General features: G+C 57.5%; 13 protein-coding genes. 8 read left to right on the top strand and 5 right to left on the bottom strand.

All coding sequences use genetic code 11. The features are described from left to right. Positions 1-150: 150 nt before the first annotated feature. From araG to J2Y91_RS19865, 4 genes are all read left to right on the top strand, one after another. Positions 151-1674, top strand: coding sequence for an L-arabinose ABC transporter ATP-binding protein AraG (araG, locus tag J2Y91_RS19880; RefSeq protein ID WP_048916100.1), 1524 nt, complete (start codon positions 151-153; stop codon positions 1672-1674). A 16-nt stretch (positions 1675-1690) separates the two neighbouring features. Beyond that, complete coding sequence (araH, locus tag J2Y91_RS19875) at positions 1691-2674, top strand: L-arabinose ABC transporter permease AraH (RefSeq protein WP_048916112.1); 984 nt, start codon at positions 1691-1693, stop codon at positions 2672-2674. Positions 2675-2685: 11 nt separating this feature from the next. Then, positions 2686-3603, top strand: coding sequence for an arabinose operon transcriptional regulator AraC (gene araC / locus J2Y91_RS19870; protein WP_048916099.1), 918 nt, complete (start codon positions 2686-2688; stop codon positions 3601-3603). 76 nt (positions 3604-3679) lie between these two features. Continuing rightward, positions 3680-4720 carry an oxidoreductase gene (locus J2Y91_RS19865; RefSeq protein ID WP_253539247.1) on the top strand — a complete coding sequence of 347 codons (1041 nt, stop codon included), beginning with the start codon at positions 3680-3682 and terminating at the stop codon, positions 4718-4720. Between the two features lie 268 nt (positions 4721-4988). On the opposite strand, the gene add is transcribed toward J2Y91_RS19865, so the two are convergent. Then, the gene (add, locus tag J2Y91_RS19860; RefSeq protein ID WP_253539245.1) at positions 4989-5987 is read right to left on the bottom strand and encodes an adenosine deaminase; all 999 of its coding nucleotides are present in this window, start codon (positions 5985-5987) and stop codon (positions 4989-4991) included. A 243-nt stretch (positions 5988-6230) separates the two neighbouring features. Here add and J2Y91_RS19855 point away from each other — a divergent pair, with 243 nt between their 5' ends. After that, on the top strand, positions 6231-7121 hold the full coding sequence (locus tag J2Y91_RS19855; protein WP_253539243.1) for a hypothetical protein: 891 nt from the start codon (positions 6231-6233) through the stop codon (positions 7119-7121). Between the two features lie 270 nt (positions 7122-7391). Beyond that, positions 7392-7697, top strand: a complete 306-nt coding sequence (locus J2Y91_RS19850) for a hypothetical protein (protein WP_253539241.1) — start codon at positions 7392-7394, stop codon at positions 7695-7697. Positions 7698-7751: 54 nt separating this feature from the next. Here the strand turns inward: J2Y91_RS19850 and J2Y91_RS19845 are convergent, their stop codons facing one another. Continuing rightward, positions 7752-9260, bottom strand: coding sequence for a YdgA family protein (locus J2Y91_RS19845; RefSeq protein ID WP_253539238.1), 1509 nt, complete (start codon positions 9258-9260; stop codon positions 7752-7754). A 139-nt stretch (positions 9261-9399) separates the two neighbouring features. Further along, on the bottom strand, positions 9400-10584 hold the full coding sequence (manA, locus tag J2Y91_RS19840) for a mannose-6-phosphate isomerase (RefSeq protein ID WP_253539237.1): 1185 nt from the start codon (positions 10582-10584) through the stop codon (positions 9400-9402). A gap of 198 nt (positions 10585-10782) precedes the next feature. On the opposite strand from manA, the gene fumC reads away from it, so the two are divergent. Next, a complete protein-coding gene (gene fumC, locus J2Y91_RS19835) occupies positions 10783-12180 on the top strand; it encodes a class II fumarate hydratase (RefSeq protein ID WP_048916090.1) in 1398 nt (465 codons plus the stop codon). Positions 12181-12392: 212 nt separating this feature from the next. Here the strand turns inward: fumC and tus are convergent, their stop codons facing one another. Together tus and ynfM are read right to left on the bottom strand one after the other, a co-directional pair. Further along, the gene (tus, locus tag J2Y91_RS19830) at positions 12393-13322 is read right to left on the bottom strand and encodes a DNA replication terminus site-binding protein (protein WP_253539235.1); all 930 of its coding nucleotides are present in this window, start codon (positions 13320-13322) and stop codon (positions 12393-12395) included. 426 nt (positions 13323-13748) lie between these two features. After that, a complete protein-coding gene (gene ynfM, locus J2Y91_RS19825) occupies positions 13749-15017 on the bottom strand; it encodes a multidrug efflux MFS transporter YnfM/SxtP(Kp) (protein WP_253539233.1) in 1269 nt (422 codons plus the stop codon). A gap of 114 nt (positions 15018-15131) precedes the next feature. Between ynfM and J2Y91_RS19820 the strand changes: the two genes are divergently transcribed. Next, positions 15132-16043, top strand: coding sequence for a LysR family transcriptional regulator (locus J2Y91_RS19820; RefSeq protein WP_133623573.1), 912 nt, complete (start codon positions 15132-15134; stop codon positions 16041-16043). Positions 16044-16046 lie beyond the last annotated feature (3 nt).

Raw genomic sequence — 16046 nt, 5'->3', positions numbered from 1 at the left:
CCCGACCCCTACGGTTCATCCAGGGTGATGGGGCGAACCGCGGGCCGATCGAAACCAAAAGTTCGGCTTCAGCGGCTCAGAATGCTGTAGGGGCGGACCCTCTTTTTCGGTCCGCCCGCTGCAAACGCTCAACGTGCAGGAGGAGACACTATGACCACGCAACCCGCTTATCTGAGCTTTCACGGCATAGGCAAAACCTTTCCCGGCGTAAAAGCGCTGCAGGATATCAGTTTTGACTGCTATGCCGGGGAAGTGCATGCCCTGATGGGCGAGAACGGCGCGGGCAAATCGACGCTGTTGAAGATCCTCAGCGGCAGCTATCAGGCCAGCAGTGGAGAGATCCGCATTCAAGGCCAGCCGGCTAACTTCCAGCACACCACCGATGCGCTGAATGCCGGGGTAGCGATTATCTATCAGGAACTGCATCTGGTGCCGGAAATGTCGGTGGCAGAAAACATCTTCTTAGGCCAGCTGCCGCAGCGCGGCGGGCTGGTTAACCGGGCGAAGCTGCGTGCCGAAGCCGCGCGCCAGCTAAAAACTCTCGGCATGGATATCGACCCGGATCTGCCGCTGAAATACCTGTCGCTCGGCCAGTGGCAGATGGTGGAAATTGCCAAAGCGCTGGCGCGCAACGCCAAAGTGATCGCCTTTGACGAACCGACCAGCTCACTGTCGGCGCGGGAAATCGACCAGCTGTTCCGCGTTATCCGCCAGCTGCGCGCCGATGGCAAAGTGGTGCTGTATGTCTCGCACCGCATGGAGGAGATTTTCGCCCTTAGCGATGCCATCACCGTGTTTAAAGATGGCCGCTACGTGCGCACCTTCACCGATATGCAAACCACCACCAACGACCTGCTGGTGCAGGCGATGGTCGGGCGTGAAATCGGCGATATCTACGGCTACCGCCCGCGTGCGCACGGTGCAGTGCGCCTGCAGCTCGACAATGTCCAGGCCAAAGGCGTGCGCAGCGCGGTGTCGTTCAGCGTAAGAGCCGGGGAGATCGTCGGGCTGTTCGGCCTGGTCGGCGCCGGGCGCAGCGAACTGATGAAAGGGCTGTTCGGCGCCACGCGTCTAATCAGCGGCGAGCTGCGCCTCGATGGCGAGGTGCTCAATCTGCGTGAGCCGATTGAGGCCATTCGTGCCGGGATCATGCTCTGCCCGGAAGACCGCAAGGCCGACGGCATCATCCCGGTGCATTCGGTGCGCGACAACATCAACATCAGCGCCCGGCGCAACAACCTTACCGCCGGCTGCCTGATCAACAAAGGTTGGGAAGCGAAAAACGCCGGGGCGCATATTCGCTCGCTGAATATCAAAACCCCGTCGGCTGACCAGCTGATTATGAACCTGTCGGGTGGCAATCAGCAGAAGGCCATCCTTGGCCGCTGGCTGTCGGAAGAGATGAAAGTGATCCTGCTCGACGAGCCAACGCGCGGCATTGATGTCGGAGCAAAAAATGAGATCTATCAGCTGATTTACGCGCTGGCCGAACAGGGGATTGCGGTGCTGTTTGCCTCCAGCGATCTGCCGGAAGTGATGGGGCTGGCCGACCGGATCCTGGTGATGCGCGAAGGCGAAATCGCCGGGGAGCTGGACCACAACGACGCAACGGAAGCGCTGACCTTAAGTCTGGCGATGCCAAAAACCGCTAAACCTGCCACCCAGGTGGCCTGAAATGCAGGAGAAACCGATGTCTACGACAACCTCAACCGGGACGCCAGCCGCCCCATCACGCTTCAGCCTTTGGCGCATCTGGGACAACTTCGGCATGCTGGTGGTGTTTGCCGCGCTGTTTATCGCCTGCACGGTGTTTGTGCCGAACTTCGGCAGCCTGATCAACATGAAAGGCCTCGGCCTGGCAATGTCGATGTCCGGTATGGTGGCCTGCGGCATGCTGTTCTGCCTCGCGTCCGGTGATTTTGACCTGTCGGTCGCCTCGGTGATTGCCTGTGCCGGGGTGGTGTGCGCGGTGGTGATCAATATGACCGAAAGCCTGTGGATCGGCGTGGCGGCGGGGCTACTGCTCGGCGTCGCCTGCGGCCTGATCAACGGCTTTGTCATTGCTAAACTGAAAATTAACGCCCTGATCACCACGCTGGCGACCATGCAGATTGTGCGCGGGCTGGCGTATATCTTCTCCGACGGTAAGGCGGTCGGTATCGAAGACGAGCGCTTCTTCGCGCTCGGCTACGCCAGCTGGCTGGGCATTCCTGCGCCGGTGTGGCTGACGATAGTTACTCTGGTGCTGTTCGGTTTCCTGCTGAACAAAACCACCTTTGGCCGCAATACGCTGGCGATTGGCGGTAATGAAGAAGCGGCAAGGCTGGCCGGGGTGCCGGTGGTGCGCACGCGCATTATCATCTTTATCCTCTCCGGGCTGGTGTCGGCGGCGGCGGGCATTATCCTCGCCTCGCGCATGACCAGCGGCCAGCCAATGACCTCGCTCGGCTATGAGCTGATTGTGATTTCTGCCTGCGTGCTCGGTGGCGTGTCGCTGAAGGGGGGGATTGGTAAGATTTCCTATGTGGTTGCCGGGGTGTTAATCCTCGGAACGGTTGAGAATGCGATGAATTTACTCAATATCTCGCCTTTCTCACAGTACGTGGTGCGCGGTCTGATATTGTTAGCGGCGGTGATTTTTGACCGTTACAAACAAAAAGCCAAAGCGGCCTGACAGGAGGGGTTATGTATCATCGTCTGGCGCCGGTGGCGCAATCCAACCCGCTGCTTCCGGGGTATCCGTTTAGCGCCTGGCTGGTGGCCGGGCTGACCCCCATCAACGCCGACGGGCCGCTCGATTTCTTTATCGATCGCCCGCACGGCATGAAGGGCTACATTCTCAACCTGACGATTAAAGGGCGTGGCCGGGTGTGTGACGGCGAGGCGGCGTTTGACTGCGAACCGGGCGACCTGCTGCTGTTTCAGCCGAAAACCCCGCACTATTACGGCCGTTCGCCTGACAGCGACAGCTGGTATCACCGCTGGGTCTATTTCCGCCCGCGCGCCTACTGGAGCGACTGGCTGGAGTGGCAGGATGAAGCGCAGGGCGTGGGGCGCCTGCGCCTGCCGGAGTCGCTGCGCGGCGAGTTTGACCGCCTGTTCGCCAATATCGAACACACCCACAACTCCGGGCGGCGCTTTGCCGAGGAGCTGGCGATGAATCTGCTGGAGCGCCTGCTGCTGCGGGCGGTGCAGGAAGATCCGCGCAGCCATCAGCAGATCCGCGATGCGCGCGTGGTCGAAGCCTGCCAGTACGTCACCAACAACCTGGCGGCGGAGGTGAAAATTGAAGAGGTGGCGAAGCATGTCTGCCTGTCACCGTCGCGGCTGGCGCACCTGTTCCGCGAGCAGATGGGGGTCAACCTGCTGCGCTGGCGAGAGGATCAGCGGGTGATCCGCGCCAAGCTGCTGCTGCAAACTACCCAGGAACCGATCGCCAGCATCGGGCGCGAAGTGGGCTATGACGATCAGCTCTACTTTTCGCGCGTGTTCCGCAAGCGTGCGGGCGTCAGCCCCAGTGATTTCCGCCGCCGCAGCCTGGATGCACACGATGCGCTGGTCGCCCAGGAGACCTGGCATTTACCGCGCCGTGCCAATGAATAGCTTTTCGGGCAAATCCTCCTTGTGGTTGCCCCGTCGATCGACTTAAATCAACGGGGTAACTACGAGAGGGATACTAATGAGTGATAAAATTCGTGTTGGTCTGGTGGGCTACGGCTTCGCCAGCAAAACCTTCCATGCACCCCTAATCTCTGGCACCGCTGAGATGGAGCTGGCCGCCGTTTCCAGCAGCGATGCCGGCAAAGTTCATGCGGACTGGCCGTCGGTGCAGGTGGTGTCCGACCCTCAGGCACTGTTCGACGACCCAACCCTGCAGCTGATTGTCATTCCCACCCCAAACGATACCCACTTCCCGCTGGCGAAAGCTGCGCTGAACGCCGGGAAACATGTGGTGGTCGACAAACCGTTTACCGTGACACTGTCACAGGCACGCGAGCTGGATGCGCTGGCAAAAGCCAAAGGGCTGCTGCTTTCCGTGTTCCATAACCGCCGCTGGGACAGTGATTTCCTCACCGTGAAAGCGCTGCTGGCCGACGGCACGCTGGGCGATGTACGCTACTTTGAGTCCCACTTTGACCGCTTCCGCCCGACCGTGCAGCAGCGCTGGCGCGAGCAGAAAGGTGCGGGCAGCGGCATCTGGTACGATTTGGGACCGCACGTGATTGACCAGGCGCTGCAGCTGTTTGGCTCCCCGGTGGCGATTACTCTCGATGCCGCCGAGCTGCGCCCGGGTGCGCAAACTACCGACTACTTCCACTGCACGCTGACCTATCCACAGCGCCGCGTAGTGCTGCACGGCAGCATGCTGGTGGCCGCCGAATCGGCGCGCTATCAGGTACACGGTACCAAAGGCAGCTTTGTGAAGTTTGGCCTGGATCCGCAGGAGGATGCGCTGAAAGCCGGGGCGCGCCCGCCGCAGGAAGACTGGGGCTACGATATGCGCGACGGCGTGCTGACGCTGGCCGAAGGTGATGCAATGGTCGAGAAGAGCCTGCTGACTATTCCTGGCAACTATCCGGCTTACTATGCGGGCATTCGCGATGCGATTAACGGCGTGGGTGAAAACCCGGTGCAGGCGGAAGAGGCGATTCAGGTGATGGAGCTGATCGAGCTGGGCTTGCAGTCCGCCGAGAAGCGCCAGACGATGTCGTTGAAATAGTATGAAAAGGGCCGACCGAAAAAGAAGGTCGGCCCCTACCGTAGGGGTCGACCATTTTTTCCGGTCGACCCGTGTTAAGGATTGGCACCGGCCGTGATAAAGACCTTTTTTTCCGGTCGACCCGTGTTAAAGATTTGCACCGGCCGTGATGGAGAAGGTCGGCGCCACATTTACCGTAGGGGTCGACCATTTTTTCCGGTCGACCCGTGTTAAGGATTGGCACCGGCCGTGATGGAGACCATTTTTTCCGGTCGACCCGCGTCATTAATTACGCTGCGGCACGCGCCCGCACTGCGGCTTTCTCGGCATCGCTGAGGAACGCAATCTTCAGGCCATTCCCCTGCGCCACGCGCATCTGCTCACGGCTCAAACCTGCTGCCGGGGCGGCAATTTCGTATTCGTGACCGATCTCAATCCCCTGAACCGCCGGATCGTCGGTATTGATGGTGGCGAGGATACCGTGGTCAAGGAAGGCCTTCAGCGGATGCTGTGCCAGCGAGGCCACGGTGCTGGTCTGGATATTGGAAGTCAGGCACGACTCAATGCCAATCCCGTGCTGCGCGAGGAAATCCATCAGCGCCGGATCCTGCACCGCTTTTACTCCGTGACCAATACGCTCCGCGCCCAGCTCGCGGATCGCCTGCCAGATGCTTTCCGGCCCGGCGGCCTCTCCGGCATGCACGGTAATGCGCAGCCCGGCGTCACGCGCGCGGTTAAAGTGGCTGAGGAACTGGCTGCCCGGGAAGCCCAGCTCATCACCCGCCAGGTCGAGCGCGGTAATGCTGTCGCGGTGCGCCAGCAGGCCGTCGAGCTCGCGCAGGCAGGCTTCCTCACCGAAGGTGCGGCTCATAATGCCAATCAGGCGCACGTCAATATTGTGCTTGCCGCAGCCCGCCTTAATGCCGTCGATCACCGCTTCCACCACGCCCGCCACCGGCAGGTTGTGGGTCATCGCCATATAGCCCGGCGAGAAGCGCAGCTCGGCATAGTGGATCCCGGCGCGTGCCGCGTCCTCGACGTTTTCCAGCGCCACGCGGCGGCAGGCATCGAGCGAGCCCAGCACTTTTACGCCCCAGTCGAGCTTGTTGAGGAAGCTCACCAGGTCCGGCTCCGCTTCAATCACCTGCACGTGCGGGCGCAGAAGCTCCAGAGTGGTGGCAGGGAGAGTAAGATTAAACTCGCGGCCTAAATCGAGAATGGTTTGGGCGCGAATATTGCCGTCAAGATGGCGATGGATATCGGTGAGGGGAAGCTGGGAATCGATCATGTCGGCACTCTCTGTTGTTATCGTAAAGTGCAGAGCATTATAAAAACTCTTTGCGCAACAACGCCAGCAAAATGCGCAACGGCGCTGCTGGTCGTTGCTTATCTGCGCAAAGAGGGCGGCTAAGCGCGCGTTTTCAATAGCGGGAGATTACCGAGTGTACCTTCTGATACCGGTGATTCGCGGGTTGCCATAGTTTATCGAACAGGTGATTATGAAGGTTATTGGACCTAAAGGGATTGAATAATGGAAAATAAAAACGAGATGGAAAGGCATCTTGAGGTTACGCGGGCAATTATCGATCACTCTTTTATGTTTAGGGGACCACGCAATGACCCCCTTTACTCCAAACAAGAGGGCGACACCAGATATAATTACTTTCTTCATTGTGTAGGTTCTTTTGCATGGGACCGTACTCTGGAAAACAGTTATGCTATGTTAGTGGTTTTCCCTGTATTTTTTGATTATCTGGACACTTTTGTAGATGTCAAGTTTGGTTGCGTAGATAAAACTTTTGCGGTGAAAAAAGAGATCATTAAAAGAAATATTAATAAAGATTTCTTTGATGATGTGTTTTTGTATTACCTTTATGACTTTTGCGTGTTAATTAGAAATAAGATGCTGCACCATAAGATCTCTTATCAGGGTGATAAATTTATTTATCATAACAGAGAGTTAAAGATAAGTGAGTTCAGGCTCATCAATGAAGTAATCTATCAGTTTGTCAAGTTTGGCACTTTGAATAAATCACTCTATGAGAGAAATGCACTGTATTCAGGATTGTTAGCACTGGTTGGGAAAGAGAGTGGGTTTGCAGAGGAGATTAGTCAACTGGATGATTTTCTCTATATCAAGCCATTGAACAATAGAGGACGGCACTGTTTACATAGTAGGCCGTTCACATCGGATAGCCTGATTCTTGAGTATATCGCTCATCCTGCAGGCTCACTTGCTTTTGACAACGAAGACTTTGCCGCCAGACATCCCGATCCTGATGAAAAGATAATCTTTAGTAATAGTTATTACTTTTACAAATATTCTGAGGAGTTTTATTTAATTCCAGCGGAGTTGATTGCGAGTAATAGAGAGTTACGTTTTTGTGATATTAAACAGTGGCGGTTCCCGACCAGTGATTAGCACTCGCTGTAAGAGAAAACAGCGCGGGATCTGCGTGCCTAGAGGATCACATCGACTCCGTGCGGCCGGATACTCAGCGGCTGCTGCAGAAGATGGCCGACCCGTCCAGTGCGGTGCAGCATATCATCCTGCCGCCGCTGCTGATTGAGCGTGGATCGGCTTAAATTTCCTGCAGCGCTGTGACGGGCTTTGCAAATAGAGGGGATGGCGGGGTGCGCAGAGGAATGCTGGTTATAATCACATTATCTGGGATAAAAAGGATGGTGGTTTATGCTCTGGCTGGAACAAGGTTTATATCTGAGAGTAAAGGAATTGGATAATGGTCCGCGCCCACTGCCCCTGCAAAGCGGTTTCACTCTGGATACCGCTTATCGCGCATTAGGCTGTTACAACCCCTCTGAAACTTCTGATGCCTACTATCTGCTGTCGAACAATCGCGATGAGATCTGGTTTATTTGTAACCGCCACTTACGCACCGTCTGCCTTGAGCGCGACGCCACGGCATTCAGGATCCCCCTGACCAGCGGGCAGCAGCTGCTGGGGGAAGCGGCTGATATCAGGATCCAGCACAGCTAGTCGGGCAAAAAAAAACCACCTTCGTAAAGGTGGTTTCAGTTTCAAACGCAGGCGTTACTGCGGCATACCTTCCGGTGCGACCATGCCAGCGCCACCCAGCATATAGCGGGACAGGAACTGCTCCAGCGGCATCTTCTCACCGTTCATGGTGATCTGACCGGTGCCGTACTGCAGGCTGGTGGTAATGTTGTTATCTTTCTGCGTGGTCAGCTTGAACATCTGGCCCATCGCGGCCACGCCTTTCACCTGCTGATCCGCCAGTTTTACCGCTTCTTCCTGGCTGTAGCCTTCTGCCATCGCCACATGCGTCATCATCTCGGTCGCCATATCCATCGAGATAGTCAGTTTGGTATCCAGAGTTTTCAGTACGTTATCTACCTGCTGGCCCAGATTCTGCGCCGGAGCGGTGGCGGTGGCCGGGTCCTTGAACTGGGCGTTGAGGTTAAAGCTGCTCTCGCCCTTATCATTTTTCCAGCTAAATGGCGCGATGCTAACTGACGGATCGCCTTTCAGCAGCAGCGGCAGGTTACTGGTGAGGATTTCACTGGTGCGCTGCTGATATAGCTCAGGGTTAGCCTGTACAGCCGGATCGCTGTTCAACGCCTGCATCTGGCGGTTGTAGCTTTCAGAGAAGGCTTTCATCGCCTTGCCATCAAAGCCAGCCAGCTTAACTGCCAGCTTGCCCTGGCCGAAGTTCTGGCCCTGAAGCTTCAGGCTGTCAAGGGTGTAGTCGATCTGGCCGGACACGCTGCCCTTGTCGGAATCGAAGGTCGATTTACCGTTCAGGCCTTCAGCGATCAGCGCCTCTTTGCCATCCACTGCCGCACTCAGTTTTTTTAGCGCGATAGTCTGGTCGCCAATGCGCATCCCTTCCGGGCTAAGTTTGGTATTAGCATCCAGCTTCAGGCCGTTAACGGTGAACAGCACCGGCATCCCCAGCTCGTTTTTGCTGGTCAGCACCAGGCTATCGATATCGCCGTTAAACGCCACTTTATTGCCTTTATCATCCGCACTGACTTTCAGCGTGCCGCCGTTGAAGGCAAAACGTTCACCGGTCTGGGCATTGCTGTAGTCGGCAGGTAACAGTTTAATATCTGAGTCGGTGCTGCCGCCGTAGCCCACGCGGGTTTCCGCCTGCACAATCGACTTGCCTTTGGTGATTTCAAACAGCTTTTTCACCGCGTCGGTGTTTTCCAGCTCGCTGTGTACCGAAGCCATGCTTGGGATCAGGTTGAATTTTTTCAGCTGTGCCAGCGGGAAAGGACCATGATCGATAGTCTCTTTAAACACGATGCTCTGGCCTGGCTTCAGCATGGCGTTATCTTCCGTCTGCGAGCTGCTCTGCAGCACGAAACGTGCGCTGCTGCTAAATACGCCGCGCTGGAAATCCTGATAGCTCAGCTGCAGACGGCTTTCCGGAGCGCTGTTCTGGATCTGGGCGTTAGCCTGCTGTACCAGCTGATCCATATTTTTTTCCAGCTGCTTGCCGGTAAACCAGGCGCCAGCAGTCCAGACTACGCCAAGGGCAACCACTACACCCACAGCAATCTTGGTTTTATTCATCAGTTGTGTCGTCCTTTTTCCGTTCGCGAATGCCGGTTAGCCCGTGCAGATCCTGCGGGTAACCCTCTGGCGATAAAAAACGCCAATGCGGCGTTTTTGTTTAATACACTAAATAGCTTAGCAATTATGACCGCTGGCGTCAGCCGCATTTAAGATGTTGATTAAAAACCCTGGCAACGCGGCCATTGCCGCAGAGCGACAGCGTCGGCTCGCTGGCGGCAATAAAAGCAGATTCACCTGCATTAAGTGACAATGACTGACCGCCACAGTTCAGTTCGGCGAGACCTTCAATGCAGAAAACAATCGCAGCGCTCTCCTGATCCACCGCGAGCGGCTGGCTGCTCAGCGCGTGTATGGCAAAGGCAAAGTCATCCACCGGGATGGGGAAATCGAGCGTTGCGCCATGCTGTTGCGGTGTGGTCAGCAGGGTATCGGCCGCGCGCGAGGTAAATTTCAGGTTGGCCAGCAGCTCAGGAACATCAATGTATTTGGGCGTCAACCCGGCGCGCAGCACGTTATCGGAGTTCGCCATGACTTCCAGCGCCACGCCGTGGAGGTAGGCGTGCGGGGTTTCCGCAAACAGGAACATCGCTTCGCCCGGCTGCAGGGTAACCACGTTCAGCAGCAGGGGGGAGAACAGGCCGCAGTCGTCCGGGTAAACCTCGGCAATTTCAGCAATGGTCTGCCACGGCTCACCGTGCTGGCCAGGCAGCGCCGTGCGCAGAATGTCCAGCGCCAGCGACTTCTCCTCTTCTTTCATCGACAGCAGGCTGGCAAACAGCTGGGCCAGGCGGGTTTCATCGGCGGCATTGAGGAAATGGGCAATGGCCGGGTGCGCGCCCGCTACCGGCTGCAGCAGGGACTGGATTTCGCGCAGCGGGCGGAAGCCGTTGATCGCCTTGAACGGCGTCAGCGCATAGACCAACTCTGGCTTATGGTTGGCATCTTTATAGTTACGCTCGGCGGCGTCGATCGGCACGCCAGCGGCATTTTCACGCGCATAGCCCGCTTCGGCAGCCGGTTTGCTCGGGTGAACCTGAATCGACAGCGGCTGTTCTGCGCACAGCACTTTAAACAGGAACGGCAGCTCGCCAAAACGCTGCGCGACGGCGGGGCCAAGCAGGGAAGCTTTATCGGCATCAATTAGCGCGCGCAGCGACTGCGGCTCGCCGTTGACCAGCACTTTTGACGGGCTTTTCGGATGCGCGCCCATCCACAGTTCCGCCATCGGCTGCTGGGAAGGGTTGGCAATACCATATAAATCAGTAAGGGCGTGCTTGCTGCCCCATGCATAATTTTGCAGCGAATTGATTAACTTTTGCATCATTTCTCCCTGGTCATTCACTGGTTACTGGCGCTATTAAAGCAGAAAAATGGCGCAGAGAGATAATCAACGTGCGATAAACGCGAATGAGTCGCATACTCGTAAACTATACTGTGTCAGACTTATCACTCATGTGCGCGTTTTTGACCTATCGCAAAGTTAAAAGCGCCAAAAAAAGTTGTGCTAAAGGAGAGAGGAATGGCTGCCAACCGCGTTGAAAAAGACTCAATGGGACCGATCGATGTCCCCGCCGATAAACTCTGGGGCGCGCAAACACAGCGCTCGCTGGAGCACTTCCGCATTTCGACAGAAAAAATGCCGACCGAGCTGGTGTATGCGCTGGCGCTGACCAAGCGTGCTGCAGCCAAAGTGAACAGCGACCTGAAGCTGTTACCGGATGAGCGTGCCGAGGCGATCATCAAAGCGGCGGACGAAGTGCTGGCGGACAAGCATCACGGGGAGTTCCCGCTGGCTATCTGGCAAACCGGCTCCGGCACGCAAACCAATATGAATATGAACGAGGTGCTGGCAAACCGCGCCAGCGAGATCCTCGGCGGCGAGCGCGGCATGTCGCGCCTGGTTCACCCCAATGATGATGTTAATAAGAGCCAGAGCTCTAACGACGTGTTCCCAACTGCCATGCACGTCGCGGCGGTGGTGGCGGTGCAGCAGCACCTGATCCCCCAGCTGAAAGTGTTGCAGAAAACGCTGAGCGAGAAGGCAGAAGCGTTTAAAGACATCGTCAAAATTGGCCGTACCCATTTACAGGATGCGACGCCGCTGACGCTCGGCCAGGAGATCTCCGGCTGGGTGGCGATGCTGAGCCACAATCTCAAGCATATTGAACAGAGTATCCCGCATGTGGCGGAGCTGGCGCTGGGCGGCACGGCGGTAGGCACCGGGCTGAACACCCACCCGGAATACGCGGTACGCGTGGCCAAAGAGCTGGCGGAGCTGACTCAGCAGCCGTTTGTTACCGCACCGAATAAATTTGAAGCGCTGGCGACCTGCGATGCGCTGGTGCATGCGCACGGTTCGCTGAAGGGGCTGGCGGCTTCGCTGATGAAAATTGCCAACGACGTGCGCTGGCTGTCGTCCGGCCCGCGCTGCGGCATCGGCGAACTTTCCATCCCGGAAAACGAGCCGGGCAGTTCAATTATGCCGGGTAAGGTCAACCCGACGCAGTGTGAAGCGATGACCATGCTGTGCTGCCAGGTGATGGGCAATGATGTGGCGGTGAATATGGGCGGCGCGTCCGGTAACTTCGAGCTGAACGTTTATCGCCCGATGGTGATCCACAACTTCCTGCAGTCGGTGCGCCTGCTGGCCGACGGAATGGACAGCTTTAACCACCACTGCGCCGTGGGCATCGAGCCAAATCGTGACCGCATCACCCAGCTGCTGAACGAATCGCTGATGCTGGTGACCGCGCTCAATACCCATATCGGCTACGATAAAGCGGCAGAAATTGCGAAAAAAGCGCATAAAGAGGGGCTGACGCTGAAAGGCTCAGCGCTGAAGCTGGGTTACCTGACCGAAGAGGAGTTCGACGCCTGGGTGCGCCCGGAAGAGATGGTCGGCAGCATGAAGGTGTAACGCCCGTAGCAAACTCATGCTCGCCAGTTTTGTAGGGGTCGACCTTTTTTCCGGTCGACCCGCAGCAAACTCATGCTCTCCAGTAGGAATCAGGATTTTGTAGGGGCCGACCTTTTTTCCGGTCGGCCCGCAGCAAACTTATGCTCGCCAGTAGGAATCAGGTTTTTGTAGGGGCCGACCTTTTTTTCCGGTCGGCCCGCAGCAATCGTCATTCAAACTAACCGATCGCTATACAAATGCAGCCGCGGGATCAGCAGATACAGCGGTTGCGCCTCCGGCTTATAGCGATGCGTGACTTTCCCGGCATCATAATTCAGCAGCTCACCCAGCTTCGGCACGCTGTTCGCGTCCGGGCACATCACCAGCAGCGGTGAAGGGCAGGCCAGCTGCGTCTGCTTCTGCTGTTGGCTATCCCACACGCGCGCAATGGGCTGCACTTTCACCGGGCGTTTAATCTTCAGCGCGGCATGAGCCGGCAGCGACTTAATCGCTTCAATCTCATCCGCGACGCGTTCTGCCCACTGCTCACGCGTCCACGGGGCCACCGCGCGCCCGGCCTGCAGGCTTTTATTCAGCTTCTCAAGCATCTCTTCACGGCTGACGTTCTTGATAATGTGCTTATTTGCCCAGCCAAAGCGCACTGAATCCGGCGCGTCCAGCAGGGCGATCGAACGGTAGGCATTCAGCGTGATTAGGCCGCGCAGGTGGGTATGCACAAACTCGAAGCGCTCCTCGGGCGGCAGGCCCGACTCTACGGTGATAATCTGCTCCAGCTGCTGTTTGAGCTGATTGATAGTGGCGACCTGCTGTTGTAACAGGGCACTCTGCTCAGCGTCCGTTTCCACGCAGATAGCGCCCGGCAGGCGTACCGCGGCCTTGGTGCTGATTTTTTCTGATTGATGCTGCATAAACAGGCGGCAGAAGTGGCTGAGGGCCCGCTGCAGGGCGGGCTGACCGACCAGCTGCTCCACCGCAATCTCAGTCAGCGGATCGTGCTCCTTGCCTTTTTCCACGGCGGGCAGTTCAAAAACCCTGGCCGCCAGCAGGCGCAAATCCAGCAGTTGATGCTGCAAGGTATCCAGCTCCTGCTCCAGCTGCGTGACACAGCGGTGTAGCCTGTCGACGGCATCATAACGGCTCATAACTCTCTCCATTAGTTACAACATACCTTTGGAATATAGCAGACAATAACGGAGATGAACATCGGCAAAGGTGCCAATGTCGTCTGTAGGGTCGGGCATGCCCGACCCCTACGCTCATGGCGAGTAGGGGCGATGGCATGCCTCGCCCGCCAGATATTGTCGTAGGGGCGACGGCGTGCCTCGCCCGCCGGATGTTGTCGTAGGGGCGACGGCATGCCTCGCCCGTCAGATGTTGTCGTAGGGGCGACGGCATGCCTCGCCCGTCAGATGTTGTCGTAGGGGCGACGGCATGCCTCGCCCGCCAGATATTGTCGTAGGGGCGACGGCGTGCCTCGCCCGTCAGATGTTGTCGTAGGGGCGACGGCGTGCCTCGCCCGTCAGATGTTGTCGTAGGGGCGATGGCATGCCTCGCCCGCCATCAAACCGCTACAGCCGCTTCCCGTGCAGCCGTGTTGCCACCAGTAGCGCCATCACCAGCAGCGCAGCGATAAATGCGGTAATCCCGTGCCAGCCGAAGTTATGCCAGAACACGCCGCCGAGCGTACCCGCTACGCTGGAGCCAAGGTAATAACTGAACAAATACAGCGAAGAAGCCTGGCCCTTAGCGCGGCGGGCGCGTGGTCCAATCCAGCCGCTGGCTACCGAGTGTGCAGCAAAGAATCCGGCGGTGAAGAGCATCATCCCGGCCAGAATCAGCCAGATATTGTTGGTCAGGGTAATCAGTAACCCGATCAGCATAATGGCGGTGGAGAAGAGCAGCACCGGGGCGCGACCATACTTTGCCGTCATTGCACCCGCCTTCGGCGAACTCCACGACCCGGTCAGGTACACCACCGACAGCAGCCCGACAACCGCCTGACTGAGCGAAAAAGGTGCAGAGAGCAGGCGGTAGCCAATATAGTTAAACAGAGTAACGAACGCCCCCATCAGCAGGAAGCCTTCGGCGAACAGCAGCGGCAGGCCGCTATCTCGCCAGTGCAGGCGGAAGTTGATCAGCAGGCTGCGCGGCTTAAGTGAAGCCGGGCGGAAATGGCGCGAGGCCGGCAGGATCTTCCAGAACATCAGCGCCGAAGCCAGGGCAAAACAGCCGATAACCATTACCGCCACACGCCAGCTGCTGAAGTCGGTAATCACCCCGCTCAGCAGGCGACCGCTCATCCCACCGATGGAGTTACCGCTGATATACAGCCCCATGGAGAACGCCACCATGCTCGGATGGATTTCCTCGCTAAGGTAGGTCATTCCGACCGCTGCCACACCGCTCAGCGACAGGCCAATTAGCGCCCGCATCAGCAAAATACCGTGCCAGCTGGTCATGGTAGCGGAAAGCAGCGTACAGATCGCCGCCAGCATCAGGGCGGTAACCATCACCGGCTTGCGGCCAATCGCATCAGACAGCGGGCCGGTAATCAGCAGGCCGAGCGCCAGCAGCCCGGTGGAGATCGACAGGGAGATACTGCTGGCCGCAGGAGAAACACCAAACTCCTGCGACAGAACGGGCAGGATTGGCTGCACGCAGTACAGCAGAGCAAAAGTTGCCAAACCGGCAGAGAACAGCGCCAGCGTCACGCGCATAAACTGCGGCGTACCGCGTTTGATATACAGCTCTTTGCTGGCTTTGCCCTGGACATCAGCGGGGGAGGAGGCTCGTTCAGCGCGGTCTGGCGCCGCAACGGCAGAGGGTGACCGGTTCACTTCTATTCCTTTTTTTATTTTGAGTAGTCAATTTGAGGTATCACGTTGTCAAGGGTAAGAAATGCGGATTATGATGTCTAATATATTAATAATATAAAATGATATGTTTAAAATATGAATATCGAACTCCGTCATCTGCGCTACTTTATTGCCGTTGCTGAAGAGCTGCACTTTGGCCGCGCAGCCACGCGCCTGAATATCTCGCAGCCGCCGCTTAGCCAGCAGATCCAACTGCTGGAGCAGGAGATCGGCGCGCGCCTGTTGGCGCGCACCAATCGCAGCGTGCAGCTGACCGCCGCCGGGCAGCAGTTTCTGCTCGATGCGCGCCAGATTATGCTCAACGTGACCAAGGCCGCGGAAAAAGCCGCCAGGCTGCATCGCGGGGATGAAGGCGAACTTCGCATTGGTTTTACCTCCTCCGCGCCGTTTATTACCGCCGTTTCCGATGCGCTGTTCAACTTCCGCCAGCGCTTTCCCGCCGTGCATGTGCAGATGCAGGAGATCAACACCCGCCAGCAGCTGGCGCCGCTCAGCGACGGACGGCTGGATCTTGGCGTGATGCGCAATACCGATCTGCCGGACAATCTCAACCATCAGCTGTTGCTGCGTGAGCCGATGTACGCGCTGGTTCACCGCGCTCACCGTCTGGCAACACGGCAGAAAATTGCGCTTAGCGATCTGGCGCAGGAAGCGTTTGTCTTTTTTGACCCCAGCGTCGGCACGGCACTCTATAGCGAGGTGCTGGAGCTGCTGCGCCGCTATCAGATCCAGCCAAACATTGCCCAGGAGGTGGGGGAAGCAATGACGATCATCGGTCTGGTCTCTACCGGGCTGGGCGTCTCTATTTTACCCGCCTCGTTTCACCGCGTGCGGCTGAGCGATGTGGTGTGGATCCCACTGGAGGAGCAGGACGCGCAGTCTGAAGTGTGGTTGGTGTGGTCGAAGCAGCGGGAAATTCCGGCGGTGACGGCGGCGATGATGTCACTGCTCCTGCGCCAGGAACGCTCTTTTTCGCAGAAAACATGAGCG

It is taken from the genome of Erwinia aphidicola, assembly GCF_024169515.1.
Classification (GTDB): domain Bacteria; phylum Pseudomonadota; class Gammaproteobacteria; order Enterobacterales; family Enterobacteriaceae; genus Erwinia; species Erwinia aphidicola.
The sequence above is the reverse complement of the archived record's forward strand: the minus strand, read 5'-3'. Positions and strand labels throughout refer to the sequence as shown.

Coding starts and splice junctions, on each gene's coding strand:
- araG (WP_048916100.1), top strand. CDS start 151: ATGACCACGCAACCCGCTTATCTGAGCTTTCACGGCATAGGCAAAACC.
- fumC (WP_048916090.1), top strand. CDS start 10,783: ATGGCTGCCAACCGCGTTGAAAAAGACTCAATGGGACCGATCGATGTC.
- J2Y91_RS19865 (WP_253539247.1), top strand. CDS start 3,680: ATGAGTGATAAAATTCGTGTTGGTCTGGTGGGCTACGGCTTCGCCAGC.
- araC (WP_048916099.1), top strand. CDS start 2,686: ATGTATCATCGTCTGGCGCCGGTGGCGCAATCCAACCCGCTGCTTCCG.
- J2Y91_RS19850 (WP_253539241.1), top strand. CDS start 7,392: ATGCTCTGGCTGGAACAAGGTTTATATCTGAGAGTAAAGGAATTGGAT.
- araH (WP_048916112.1), top strand. CDS start 1,691: ATGTCTACGACAACCTCAACCGGGACGCCAGCCGCCCCATCACGCTTC.
- add (WP_253539245.1), bottom strand. CDS start 5,987: ATGATCGATTCCCAGCTTCCCCTCACCGATATCCATCGCCATCTTGAC.
- J2Y91_RS19820 (WP_133623573.1), top strand. CDS start 15,132: ATGAATATCGAACTCCGTCATCTGCGCTACTTTATTGCCGTTGCTGAA.
- tus (WP_253539235.1), bottom strand. CDS start 13,322: ATGAGCCGTTATGATGCCGTCGACAGGCTACACCGCTGTGTCACGCAG.
- J2Y91_RS19855 (WP_253539243.1), top strand. CDS start 6,231: ATGGAAAATAAAAACGAGATGGAAAGGCATCTTGAGGTTACGCGGGCA.
- manA (WP_253539237.1), bottom strand. CDS start 10,584: ATGCAAAAGTTAATCAATTCGCTGCAAAATTATGCATGGGGCAGCAAG.
- J2Y91_RS19845 (WP_253539238.1), bottom strand. CDS start 9,260: ATGAATAAAACCAAGATTGCTGTGGGTGTAGTGGTTGCCCTTGGCGTA.